General features: G+C 70.4%; 10 protein-coding genes. 5 read left to right on the top strand and 5 right to left on the bottom strand.

Going from position 1 to position 12,619, the window contains the following annotated elements; all coding sequences use genetic code 11:
- Positions 1-138 precede the first annotated feature (138 nt).
- A complete protein-coding gene (locus ACZ60T_RS16505) occupies positions 139-711 on the top strand; it encodes a YceI family protein (RefSeq protein ID WP_469666476.1) in 573 nt (190 codons plus the stop codon).
- A 69-nt stretch (positions 712-780) separates the two neighbouring features.
- Here ACZ60T_RS16505 and uvrA read toward each other — a convergent pair whose 3' ends face one another.
- A complete protein-coding gene (gene uvrA, locus ACZ60T_RS16500) occupies positions 781-3,882 on the bottom strand; it encodes an excinuclease ABC subunit UvrA (RefSeq protein ID WP_469666475.1) in 3,102 nt (1,033 codons plus the stop codon).
- 223 nt (positions 3,883-4,105) lie between these two features.
- Between uvrA and ACZ60T_RS16495 the strand changes: the two genes are divergently transcribed.
- Positions 4,106-4,795: a maleylpyruvate isomerase family mycothiol-dependent enzyme gene (locus tag ACZ60T_RS16495; protein WP_469666473.1), complete on the top strand. Its 690-nt coding sequence runs from the start codon at positions 4,106-4,108 to the stop codon at positions 4,793-4,795.
- A 37-nt stretch (positions 4,796-4,832) separates the two neighbouring features.
- Positions 4,833-5,489, top strand: a complete 657-nt coding sequence (locus ACZ60T_RS16490; RefSeq protein ID WP_469666472.1) for an MBL fold metallo-hydrolase — start codon at positions 4,833-4,835, stop codon at positions 5,487-5,489.
- Between the two features lie 55 nt (positions 5,490-5,544).
- Here ACZ60T_RS16490 and aroQ read toward each other — a convergent pair whose 3' ends face one another.
- Complete coding sequence (gene aroQ / locus ACZ60T_RS16485; RefSeq protein WP_365620581.1) at positions 5,545-6,018, bottom strand: type II 3-dehydroquinate dehydratase; 474 nt, start codon at positions 6,016-6,018, stop codon at positions 5,545-5,547.
- 106 nt (positions 6,019-6,124) lie between these two features.
- Here aroQ and ACZ60T_RS16480 point away from each other — a divergent pair, with 106 nt between their 5' ends.
- Both ACZ60T_RS16480 and ACZ60T_RS16475 read left to right on the top strand, forming a co-directional pair.
- Positions 6,125-7,171, top strand: coding sequence for a S66 family peptidase (locus ACZ60T_RS16480; protein ID WP_469666471.1), 1,047 nt, complete (start codon positions 6,125-6,127; stop codon positions 7,169-7,171).
- An 88-nt stretch (positions 7,172-7,259) separates the two neighbouring features.
- Positions 7,260-8,570: an MFS transporter gene (locus ACZ60T_RS16475; protein ID WP_469666470.1), complete on the top strand. Its 1,311-nt coding sequence runs from the start codon at positions 7,260-7,262 to the stop codon at positions 8,568-8,570.
- Here ACZ60T_RS16475 and ACZ60T_RS16470 read toward each other — a convergent pair.
- The 3 genes from ACZ60T_RS16470 to ACZ60T_RS16460 form a co-directional block, all read right to left on the bottom strand.
- Positions 8,560-9,660 (bottom strand): calcium:cation antiporter, encoded by a 1,101-nt coding sequence (locus tag ACZ60T_RS16470; RefSeq protein WP_469666468.1) that lies wholly within the window; start codon positions 9,658-9,660, stop codon positions 8,560-8,562. The two genes, ACZ60T_RS16475 and ACZ60T_RS16470, sit on opposite strands and share 11 nt — an antisense overlap.
- 342 nt (positions 9,661-10,002) lie before the next feature.
- The gene (locus ACZ60T_RS16465) at positions 10,003-11,961 is read right to left on the bottom strand and encodes a TerD family protein (RefSeq protein WP_469666467.1); all 1,959 of its coding nucleotides are present in this window, start codon (positions 11,959-11,961) and stop codon (positions 10,003-10,005) included.
- A 40-nt stretch (positions 11,962-12,001) separates the two neighbouring features.
- Entirely contained in the window at positions 12,002-12,580 is a 579-nt protein-coding gene (locus ACZ60T_RS16460) for a TerD family protein (protein WP_365620566.1), read from the bottom strand.
- Positions 12,581-12,619: the final 39 nt, after the last annotated feature.

Here is a 12,619-nt window from a genome sequence, read left to right as displayed (position 1 = left end):
ACCCAGGGGTGGCCCGGCCGGTCCGAGGACACGCTCTGAATCGAACGTACCAACGCGCTGTGGGCTGATCGTGGCCGTGTCGCTCCCGGCGTCGGCGTGGTCTCCCCCGCCGTTCCCCGCTTCCCGGACGGTGGACGCATGACTCAGGACATCTCCCCGGAGACCACCGCCGCCCCCGCGCTCCCCCTGTCCCCCGGCGTCTGGGCGCTCGACCCGCTCTGTTCGTCCGTCGGCTTCACCGTCCGCCATCTCGGGATCGCCAAGGTGCGGGGGCGCTTCACCGTGGCGACCGCGGACCTGTACGTCGGGGGGACAGCCGCCGACGTGGTGGTGAGCGCGGAGATCGCTCTCGCCTCCCTCGACACCGGGAACCCCGACCGTGACGCGCACCTCCGCGGCACCGGACTCCTCGATGTCGAGCGGCGTCCGACGATGACGTTCCGCTCGACCAGGATCCGCGGTGAGGGCGCGGACTGGTCGATGGAAGGGGAGATGACCCTCGGGGGCGTGACGCGTCCGGTGACGTTCGCCGTCGGGTTCGGCGGGCTGGTGGACTCTCCCGTGGACGGGAGGAGGCGTGCCGGGTTCGAGGCGACGGGCGAGATCCGGCGCAGTGACTTCGGGCTGGACTTCGGGGCCGGGCTGCTCGGTGATGTGGTCAAGGTCCAACTGGATCTTCAGTTCACCGACGCGCAGGGGCAGGGCGGCTGACACAGCGACGAGCGGCGCCCCACGGGGAGTTCCCCCTGGGACGCCGCTCGCTCGACGGTTCTTCCGGCGTCAGGCCTTGCGCGCCCGCGTGGTCTTCGCGGCTGCCGCCTTCTTCGTCGTACCGGCAGCCTTCTTGGTCGCCGTGTTGTTGGCGGTCTTCACCTCGGTCTTCTTCACCGCGGCCTTCTTCACGGCGGTCTTCTTCGCCGCGGCCGTCTTCACCGCGGTGGTCTTCACCGTGGCCGTCTTCTTCGCCGTCGACGCGGCCGCGACCGCCTTGCGGGCCGTCGTCCCGCGCGGGGACTTCACCGGGGCCGCGTCGCTGACGCGATCGGCGCCGAGGATCTCGCGCAGGAACTTGCCCGTGTGGCTGGTCGGGACCGCGGCCACCTCCTCGGGCGTGCCCTCGGCGACCACGAGGCCGCCGCCCGCACCGCCCTCGGGTCCCATGTCGACGACCCAGTCGGCGACCTTGATGACGTCGAGGTTGTGCTCGATGACGATGACCGTGTTGCCCTTGTCGACCAGGCCGGCGAGCACCTTGAGGAGCTTGCTGATGTCCTCGAAGTGCAGACCGGTGGTCGGCTCGTCCAGCACGTAGACCGTGCGGCCGGTGGAGCGCTTCTGCAACTCGCTGGCGAGCTTGACGCGCTGGGCCTCACCACCGGAGAGCGTGGTCGCGGCCTGGCCGAGGCGGACATAGCCGAGGCCGACGTCGTTGAGCGTCCGCAGATGGCGGGCGATCGCCGGAACGGCCTCGAAGAAGTGCATCGCCTCCTCGATCGGCATGTTCAGGACCTCGGCGATGGACTTGCCCTTGTAGTGGACCTCCAGCGTCTCCCGGTTGTAGCGGGCGCCGTGGCAGACCTCGCACGGGACGTACACGTCCGGGAGGAAGTTCATCTCGATCTTGATCGTGCCGTCGCCCGCGCAGTTCTCGCAGCGACCGCCCTTGACGTTGAAGGAGAAGCGGCCGGGCAGATAGCCCCGGACCTTCGCCTCGGTCGTCTCCGCGAACAGCCTGCGGACATGGTCGAACACGCCCGTGTACGTCGCCGGGTTGGACCGGGGCGTGCGGCCGATGGGCGACTGGTCGACATGCACGACCTTGTCGACCAGGTCGTCGCCGTCCACGCGCGTGTGCCGCCCGGGAACGTTCCTCGCGCCGTTCAGCTCTCGGGCCAGGTGCGTGTACAGGATGTCGTTGACCAGCGTCGACTTGCCGGATCCGGACACGCCGGTGACGGCCGTGAACAAGCCCAGCGGGAAGGACACGTCGATGTCCTGGAGGTTGTTCTCGCGCGCGCCGTGCACGGTGAGCTGCCGGGAGGCGTCGCGCGGGCGCCGGATGTCCGGCAGCGGGATCGACTTCTTGCCCGACAGATACTGACCGGTCTGCGACTCGCTGTTGGCGAGCAGCCCCTTCATGGAGCCGCTGTGCACGACCTTGCCGCCGTGCTCGCCCGCGCCGGGGCCGATGTCGACCACCCAGTCGGCGACCTTGATGGTGTCCTCGTCGTGCTCCACGACGATGAGCGTGTTGCCCATGTCGCGCAGCCGGACCAGGGTCTCGATCAGCCGGTGGTTGTCCCGCTGGTGCAGGCCGATGGACGGCTCGTCGAGGACGTAGAGCACACCGACGAGGCCCGAGCCGATCTGTGTGGCCAGGCGGATGCGCTGGGCCTCACCGCCGGAGAGCGTGCCCGCCGCGCGGTTCAGCGACAGATAGTCCAGGCCGACGTCGACCAGGAACCGCAGCCGTTCGTTGACCTCCTTCAGGACCCGCTCGGCGATCTTCTTGTCCCGGGCGTCGAGCTTCAGCCCCCGCAGGAAGTCCGCGCAGTCGCTGATCGACATCGCGGAGATCTCGGCGATCGACTTCTCCATGAGCGTGACCGCGAGGACGATCGGCTTGAGGCGCGTGCCCTCGCACGTGGGGCAGGGGACCTCGCGCATATAGCCCTCGAAGCGCTCCCGGCTGGCGTCGCTCTCGGCCTCGCTGTGCCGCCGCTTCACGAAGGGGACGGCGCCTTCGAAGGCCGTCGTGTAGACGCGCTCGCGCCCGTACCGGTTGCGGTAGCGGACCTCGATCTGCGTCTTGTGGCCCTGGAGCAGCGCCTTCTTGGCGCGCTGCGGCAGTCCCGCGAAGGGGATGTCGGTACGGAACCCCAGCGCGTCCGCGAGAGCGCCGACGAGGCGGCCGAAGTAGTCCTTGGTGTGTCCGTGCGACCAGGGGTGGATGGCGCCCTCGTCGAGGCTCTTCTCCTCGTCGGGCACGATCAGTTCGGGGTCGACCTCCATGCGCGTGCCGATACCCGTGCAGTCGGGGCAGGCGCCGAAGGGCGAGTTGAAGGAGAAGGAGCGGGGCTCCAGCTCCTCGAAGGACAGATCGTCGTACGGGCAGTAGAGATGCTCGGAGTACATGCGCTCGCGCTCGGGGTCGTCCTCGGGGAGGTCGACGAAGTCGAGCACGACCATGCCGCCGGACAGGCCGAGCGCGGTCTCCACGGAGTCGGTCAGACGGCGCTTGGCGGAGTCCTTGACCGTGAGGCGGTCGATGACCACCTCGATGGTGTGCTTCTCCTGCTTCTTCAGCGTGGGCGGATGGGAGAGCTGGATCGTCTCGCCGTCCACCCGCGCGCGGCTGTAGCCCTTGGTCTGGAGGTCGGCGAAGAGGTCGACGAACTCGCCCTTGCGCTCCCGCACGAGCGGCGAGAGCACCTGGAAGCGGCTGCCCTCCGGCAGTTCCAGCACCCTGTCCACGATGGCCTGCGGCGACTGGCGCGAGATCGGGCGAGCGCACTCGGGGCAGTGCGGCTTGCCGATGCGCGCGAAGAGCAGCCGCAGGTAGTCGTAGACCTCGGTGATCGTGCCGACCGTCGAGCGCGGGTTGCGCGAGGTCGACTTCTGGTCGATGGAGACCGCCGGGGAGAGACCCTCGATGAAGTCGACGTCCGGCTTGTCCATCTGTCCGAGGAACTGCCGCGCGTACGAGGACAGCGACTCGACGTAACGCCGCTGGCCCTCGGCGAAGATCGTGTCGAAAGCCAGCGAGGACTTGCCCGACCCCGACAGGCCCGTGAAGACGATGAGCGAGTCACGTGGCAGGTCGAGCGAGACATTCTTCAGATTGTGCTCGCGCGCGCCACGGATGATGAGACGGTCGGCCACGCCGGTCCGCACCTTTCTTGAGAGAAGCGACAGGGGCGAGGCCCCCGTCTTTCCCAGACTAGGGGGAGCCACTGACAACGCCGGTCGGATTCCTGAGGTTCACAACACTCCCCGGCCATCCAGCATGCCCGACGCCGGACCCGACCATATAGCACGTGCATTCGATTTGCGGGCCTGCTCGGAATCCTTCACCCGAAGGAGTGGTGAGGCTAGGGTCGGCGTCATGATTGATCACGCGCGCGACCTGGCCTCTGTACATGCCGCGACCGAACGACTGCTCCTCGCAGTCGGCGAACTGGACAACGCGGCGTCGGCCGAATCGTCACGGCTGCCCGGCTGGACCCGCGGCCATGTCCTCGCTCACCTCGCGCGTAACGCGGACGCGCTCGTGAACGTCCTCGAGGGACGTCCCATGTACACCTCCGCGCAGGCCCGCGACGCGGACATCGAGCGGGACGCCTCGCGCCCCCTGGACGTCCAGCTCGCCGACCTGCGCGAGAGCGCGGCGCGGTTCCAGGCGGCGGGGGCGGCTCCCGCGGACTGGACGCGCACGGTGGAGCTGCGCAACGGCATCACGGACGCGGCGGCCCGCGTGCCGTTCCGGCGGTGGGCCGAGGTCGCGCTGCACCACGTCGATCTCGGGATCGGATACGAGCTGGAGGATCTTCCCGAGGAGTTCGTCCTGCGGGAGATCGACTTCCTGGCCGCGCGGTTCAGCGGGCACAAGGACCTGCCCACGATCGGACTGGCCGCCACCGGCGACCAGGTCTGGACGACCGGCGGCGGCGCCGAGGGCGGCTCGGTCGCCGTGCGCGGGGCCGCGCCCGAGCTGCTCGGCTGGCTCGCGGGCCGCCGCGACGGAACCGCGCTGAAGGCCGGGGGCGGACCGCTGCCGACGCTTCCCCCGCTCTAGCCGACGGGCGCCCCGTCCCCCGCTATAGGCTGCCGTCATGACGTACAGCGGAGCGGTGAAGGTCGGCGGCCCTGCCGATGTGCACGAGCTGCAAGACCTGATGATCACGAAGATCGCGGTCGGCCCGATGGACAACAACGCCTATCTGCTGCGCTGTCGGGCCACCGACGAGCAGTTGCTGATCGACGCGGCCAACGACGCGGGGACGCTGCTGGGCATGATCGGTGACGACGGCATCGCGTCCGTCGTCACCACCCATCGGCACGGCGACCACTGGCAGGCACTCGCCGAGGTCGTGGCGGCCACCCACGCGCGTACGTACGCCGGACGCGACGACGCCGCGGGCATCCCCGTACCGACCGATGTCCCGGTCGACGACGGCGACACGATCCGCGTGGGGCGCGTGGAACTCATCGCGCGCCATCTGGTGGGCCACACCCCGGGTTCGATCGCCCTCGTCTACGACGACCCGCACGGCCACGCCCATGTGTTCACCGGGGACTGCCTCTTCCCGGGCGGTGTGGGCAACACACACAAGGACCCCGAGGCCTTCGCCAGCCTGATCCGTGACGTCGAGACGAAGATCTTCGACGTGCTTCCGGACGAGACCTGGGTCTATCCCGGACACGGCAACGACACCACGCTGGGCGCGGAGCGACCGCATCTGCCGGAGTGGCGCGCGCGAGGGTGGTGAGCACCCCGGGGCCGCACGCCCCGGGTTTCACGCCTCGGTCCTCACACCTCGGACCTCACGCCTCCGTCCGCGCCGCGCCCGCCAGCGTCGCGACCCGCTCCACCGCGAACGCGTACCCCTGCACCCCGCACCCGGCGATGACCCCGTCGGCGCGCAGGGAGACGTACGAGTGGTGCCGGAACTGCTCACGCTGATGGATGTTGGAGATGTGGACCTCCACCACCGGCAGTCCGTCACAGGTGTTGAGCGCGTCGAGGATCGCGACGGATGTGTGCGAGTAGGCGGCCGGGTTGATCACGATCCCGGCGTGGTGCAGCCGCGCTTCGTGGATCCAGTCCACCAACTCGCCCTCGTGGTTGGACTGCCGGAAGTCCACCGAACCTCCGTACGCAGCCACCGCCTTCACACACAGGGCCTCGATGTCCGCGAGCGTGTCGGAGCCGTAGATGTCCGGCTGACGCTGCCCGAGGAGGTTCAGATTGGGGCCGTTGAGAATCATGATCGGGGCATCGGCGAGGGTGCGGGGCACGGTTCCTCCGGTCCGTTCGGGTCTGCCGGCCCGGGGCGGACCGCTGCACAACAGCCCCTGGTTTATCACGATGCGTCGACAAGTTGACGGCCACTAGCCTCTGGCCATGACGCACCTCACGTACCCGCCCAAGCCCGTGCCCGGCGACCAGGTCGCCGTCGTCTCACCCGCCGCCGGACTCCCCGGCATCCTGCCGCTCCCCTACGAGTTGGGCCTCGATCGCCTGCGCACCGAGTTCGGCCTCGAGGTCGTCGAGTATCCGACGACACGGAAGATGGGGGCGACCCCGCAGGAGCGGGCGGACGATCTGCACGCGGCGTTCGCCGACCCGACCGTCAAGGCCGTGATCGCCTCGATCGGCGGGGACGACCAGATCACCGTACTGCCGCTGCTGGACCGGGAGTTTATACGCGCCCACCCCAAGCCGTTCTTCGGGTACAGCGACAACACCAACCTGCACGCCTTCCTGTGGAACACGGGCATGGTGAGCTATCACGGCGGCAGCGTCATGTGCGAGTTCGGCCGCCCCGGCGCCATGGCGCCGCTCTCCGCCGAGTCCCTGCGGGCCGCGCTCTTCACCTCCGGGGAGTACGAGGTGAGGCCGGCCGACCGCTGGCGCGACATGGACCGGGACTGGAGAGATCCGGCCACCTTCGACGTGGAGCCGGAGACCCGGCCCGGCTCGGGCTGGACCTGGCTGAACGCGAACCGGGTGGTCGAGGGCCGCAGTTGGGGCGGCTGTCTGGAGGTCCTCGGCATGCTGCTCATGGCTGACCGGGAGATCGCCCGCGATACGGCCGTCTACGACGGCGCCGTGCTCTTCCTGGAGACGTCCGAGGAGATGCCGAGCGGCGAGGACGTCTTCCGCACCCTGCGCGGCATGGGCGAGCGCGGGCTGCTCCAGCGCTTCCCCGCCCTGCTTATGGGCCGCCCGAAGACCTCGTCGTTCGACCGGCCCACCAGCCCGGAGGAGGGCGCCCGTTACGCGGCGGAGCAGCGGGAGGCCGTCCTGCGCGCCCTGAAGACCTACGCTCCCGACACCATGGTCGTCTTCGACGTGGACCTCGGACACACCGATCCCCAGGTCGTCATCCCCTATGGCGGCACCGTACGCGTGGACGGTCCCGCCCGGCGTATCACCGTGACGTACTGATCCGGGCGCACGCCCGCCCGCCGACTCGCCCGCGCCGAGCCTCCGCACGCCCCCGTAATCGCCGATCACGGTGGGTAGTTGACGCGGCATGCACGATGTACGCACCGTAAGGACTCCTTCCTTGCTCCGGCTCGCCGCCGCCTCGCTCACCGGGACGGCCATCGAGTTCTACGACTTCTACGTCTACGGGACCGCTGCCGCTCTGGTCCTCGGCCCGCTGTTCTTCCCGACGGTCTCGCCGGTGGCCGGCACGCTGGCGGCCTTCGGGACCTTCGCGGTCGGGTTCGTCGCGCGCCCGCTCGGCTCGGCACTCTTCGGCCACATCGGGGACCGGCGGGGGCGCCGACCGGTCCTCGTCGCCTCCCTGCTGCTGACCGGCACCGCGACCGTGGCGGTCGGCTGTGTACCGACGTACGACACGATCGGCGTGGCCGCTCCCGTCCTCCTGCTCGTCCTGCGCTTCCTCCAGGGGCTCGGGCTGGGCGGCGAGTGGGGCGGCGCGGTCCTGCTGGCCACGGAGCACGCCCCGCCCGGACGGCGCGTGCTGTGGTCGAGCTTTCCGCAGATCGGCCCGCCGCTCGGCTTCCTGCTGGCCAACAGCGTGGTGCTGGGGCTGTCGGCGACGCTGTCGGACGCACAGTTCGCCTCCTGGGGATGGCGTGTTCCGTTCTGGGGGGCGGGTGTGCTCGCGGCGGCGGGACTGTGGCTGCGCAGCTCGCTCACTGAGAGCCCGCGCTTCCTGGAGATCGACGACCACGCGCGCGTGCCGCTCGCCGAGGTCGTGCGCGGCCACTGGCGGCTGGTCCTGCTGACGGCAGGTGCCCTCGCGGTCGGGTACGCGGTCTTCTACACCGTGACGACCTGGTCCCTGGCGTACGCGACGGAGCGGCTCGGGGTGAGCCGTCCGGTCATGCTGACCTGCGTCATGGCCACCGTCGTCGTGACGGGAGCCCTGACCCCGCTGCCGGCGCTCCTCGGCGACCGCTACGGGCGGCGGCCCCTGTGTCTGGCGGGCTGTGCCGGTGTCGTCCTGTGGACGTTCCCGATGATCGCGCTGTTCGCGACGGGTGAGCCCCTGCTGATGTTCCTGGGCTTCCTCGGAGCCATGCTCGCCCTCCTCATGATGTTCGCCGTGATCGCCGCGTATCTGCCGGAGCTGTACGAGCCTCGGCTGCGCTGCACGGGCGCGGCCGTGGGCTACAACCTCGGCGGGGTGCTCGGCGGCGCCCTCACTCCGATCGTGGCCACCACCCTGGCCGCGCACGGCGGCCGGGTGCCCTGGGGTGTCGGCGCCTATCTGACGGCCATGGCCCTGCTCAGCCTGGGCTGCTTCGCACTGCTGCCGGAGACCCGCCCCGCTGCCGCCGCGGTCCCGGAGGCCACGCCGTCTACGGGTTGACGGCCAGCTCCAGGTAGGCCGCGAACAGCACCATATGAACGCCTCCCTGAAGGGGGGTCGCGCGTCCTGGCACCACCGTCAGGGAGCTGACGACGATGGTCAGGGCGAGCAGCACCATATGCAGCGGGCCGAGGCCGAGCACGAGCGGTCCGGACAGCCACAGGGACGCCAGCGCGACGGCGGGGATGGTCAGGCCGATGCTGGCCATCGCGGAGCCGAGGGCGAGGTTGAGGCTCGTCTGCACCCGGTCGCGGCGCGCCGCTCGCACGGCGGCGATCGTCTCGGGCAGCAGCACCAGCAGCGCGATGATCACACCGACGACCGCGGGCGGCATACCGGCGGCTATCACCCCGCTCTCGATGGTGGGTGAGACGCCTTTGGCGAGTCCGACGACTCCGACGAGGGCGATGGCGAGCAGGGCCAGACTGGCTACCGCGGTGCGCGTGGACGGTGCCTCGGCATGGTCGTCCGCGCGGATCACCTCGCCCTGCCGGGTGATCGGGAGGAAGTAGTCACGGTGGCGCACGGTCTGGGTCGTCACGAAGAGGCCGTACAGCACCAGTGAGGAGATGGCGGCGAAGGTCAGTTGCGCCGGGGAGAACTCCGGGCCGGGCTTGCTCGTGGTGAAGGTCGGCAGTACCAGGCTGAGGGAGGCCAGCGTCGCGACGGTGGCGAGGGCGGCGCCGGTGCCCTCGGGGTTGAAGACCGCGGTCTTGTGGCGCAGGGAGGCGACCAGCAGGCTGAAGCCGACGACGCCGTTGCACGTGATCATCACGGCCGCGAAGACCGTGTCGCGGGCCAGCGTCGCGCTCTTGTCGCCGCCGTCCAGCATGAGGGTGACGATGAGCGCCACCTCGATGATCGTGACGGCGATGGCGAGCACGAGCGAGCCGAAGGGCTCACCCACGCGGTGCGCGACCACTTCGGCGTGGTGCACCGCCGACAGCACGGCTCCTGCGAGGAGCACCGTCACCACAGCGACCAGCGCGCCCGGCAGTTCCCTCCCCCAGGTGAAGATCAGCATGACGACCGCGACCACCGGCACCACGGCTGTCCACCGCGAAGCGAGTGACCAGAGCCGAACGATCATGTTGCGATCCTGACAGACACGGACAGCCAACGCATTCCAGACCGCATTCCGGGCCGCATTCCGGGCCGGTCATGGTCGGCGATCAGGGCGGCAGGGTCCACGGTCATCGGGGCCCACAGGGTCACGGGAACATCCACGGTTTGCCTCCGGCAGTACGTCACGGTCGTTTCCACTGGAGGCTTCTCCCGCCCGCGCCGAACGCACGGCGCGGGCGGCTCATGGCTCCCCTCCGTGCGCACAAGACTACCCGAATCACCAAGAGAAGGTAAAGAGCTTGGCAAAGGAAATACCAAGTCCCCTGTTCAGAACGCTTTACTCACCCTTGAGGTTGACCTTGCTCGGTCAGCGGTTCCAGGAGCGCCGGGCCTGACCGACCTGGGTGAGCACCTGCTGAAGCACCTGGCTGCCCGGCGGAACCTGCGGCGGCTCGTACGTCCAGGCATGCCCCACCCAGGGGTCCGCGAGGTGATCGTCGGGCACGGGGGTGAGGCGCAGCAGCGAGCGCCAGAGCGGGTCCAGCAGCGGTCCGTAGGCAGCCGCGTCCTCCCGGTCGGCGACCATCATCAGATGGACACCGACGGCCGGGCCCTCGTCCGCGAGGTAGCGCAACTGAGTGACCGCCCGGTCGTCGAAGCCGTGCGGGAAGTCGTTGACGATCAGGAGGTGTTCCGCCGTGTCGAGGTCGGGTGGCAACGAGTCGGGTGCGCCGGCGCGCACCGCCATCTGCACCAGGTCGACGCGCCGCGTGAGCCGGGTCAGCGCATCGGCCACCCCCGCGGCCCCGACAGCGGGCGCGGCGGCGAGCACACCGGACTGCACCAGGGGTGCGAGCGCCGGGGCGCCAGAGCCGGAGGCGTCGATGACGTGGACCGAGAACTCGCCGGGCGGGTAGACGGCGAGCAGCCGCGCCGCATGCGCCACGGCCGTGGTCAGCGCGAGACGGCGTGACTCATCGGAGTCGACGAGCGCGCCCGTGACAGGCGAGCGACCGCTGTCGATCCACAGTCCGCGCTCCAGCGGCAGCCTGACCAGCATGGGGACGCGCAGGCTCTCGCTCTCGGGCAGATGCAGATCACCGAGGCGCACGGCCATGGGGATCTCCATCGGCACCCGATAGCTGTGCCAGACGGGGTTGTCCCAGCGCGCGACGGCCGGGGACAGCGCGGGCTCGACGACCTCGGCCTCGGCGATGAGCTGGGTGAGGTCCCGGTCGAGCGCGGCCCTGGCCTGATTGACGAGTTGGTCGTGCTTGGCCTCGGCCGCCTCGCGGGCGGCGTCGCCCTGCCCGCCGATACGGCTGCGCGGGTCGGACAGGATCTTGTCCAGCTCCTGTTCCCTGCGCGAGTCCGCGAAGTCCACGGCGCTGCGGTACGCCGCCACCGTGCGCGCCAGATCCTCGAACATGCCCCAGACCTGGTTGTAGAGCCGCTCCTCCATGGACCACCCAGTCGCGTCGCCCGCGACGGGCTGGACGGGCGCTCCGGGCGGGGCCGGGGCGGCGGTCGGCGGGGGCGGCGGCGCGGCGCCCCGTCGGCCGGGGTGGGTGTAGTCGATCGGGCCGCCGGAGGTGAGTGACGCACCGACGTCCGGCGCGCCGACGTCGTAGGGAGATGCCTGCTGCGGCGCGACGGGCGGCTCCTGGCGCGGCGGTTCGGGGTCCAGGGATCCCTGGGGTGCGCCGGGGGCCGCCGCCTGCCGCGCGCGGTCGGCTTCGGGTACGCGTGGCGGGGGCGGGGCGACCGAGCGGGCCAGGCCCTGGACCACCGCTTCATGGATGCTGTCCGCGAGGTGCGCGGCCTCGGGCAGGCCCTGGTCGGCGAGGAGCGCGGCGAGGCCTCCCGCATAGCCCTGGCCGACCGCGCGCACCTTCCAGGCGTCCTGTCTGCGGTAGAGCTCGAGCGCGATGACGGCGGACTCGGAGTCCAGGCCGGTGATGGTGTAGCTGGCCACCTCCGAGCCGTCCAGGCCGGTGACCGCGACGAAGGGCGCGGCGAGGACGCCGAACCGGACCGGGCCGCCGGTCCCCTGCGGCAGGGCGAGCAGCACCGTGACCCGGTCGACGCCCTGCGGCAGGGCGTCCAGATCGAACGCCAGCCGGTGATCGGCCGCGGCCTGCCTGGACACCTCCAGGCCCGGCAGTACGGGCGTACCCGGATGGGCCACCCAATCGACACCGCGCACCGCGCCCCGGTCGTCGCTGAGCGTGGCCCCCGCCACGACCGGCTCGCCGGCCGACACCCGGATCTCGAGTCGGGTCCGGGGCAGCGGATGGTTCTGCCCCCGGACCAGCTCGGCCGTCATCGTCTCGTCCCCCCTGCGTCGCTCTGGTGTACCCGGCCTCCTACAGATGGGGCAGGATCGCCGGCATCAGGTCCTGGAAGGTACGGCCGTTGGCGGCGGTGCCCAGGGCCGTCATCGTCCATCCCGTGCCCGTGCGGTGCACCTTGGCCATGATCTGCGCCGTGTACGGACCGCCGCCCGCCAGCGTGTAGCGGGCCAGCTCCTGGCCGTTGGTCTCGTCGACGAGGCGGCAGAACGCGTTCTGCACCTCCTGGAACGTCTGGCCCGTGAAGGAGTTCACGGTGAAGACGATCTGGTCGATGTGGACCGGGATGCGCTGGAGGTCGACGAGGATCGCCTCGTCGTCGCCGCCCTGGCCCACGCCGCCGACGAGGTTGTCCCCGGTGTGGCGCACCGAGCCGTCGTCGCTGACCAGATGACGGAAGAAGACCACGTCCACGGGCTGCTTGTCCGCGAACAGCACGGCGGAGGCGTCGAGGTCGATCTCACGGGTGCGCGAGCCGAACAGGCCGCGCCGGGGGGCGGCTTGCCAGCCGAGCCCCATGCGCACCGCGCTCAGCGTGCCCCCGTCGTTCTTCTGCAGACTGATGGCCTGACCCTTGGTCAAGTTGACGGTCACGCGCTGTTCCCCTCTCGAGCGGTCCCCAGTTGGTCGCGG

This window comes from Streptomyces sp. NPDC104371 (assembly GCF_055583785.1).
Note: the sequence above shows the minus strand (reverse complement) of the source record. Positions and strands in the feature narration are given on the sequence as shown.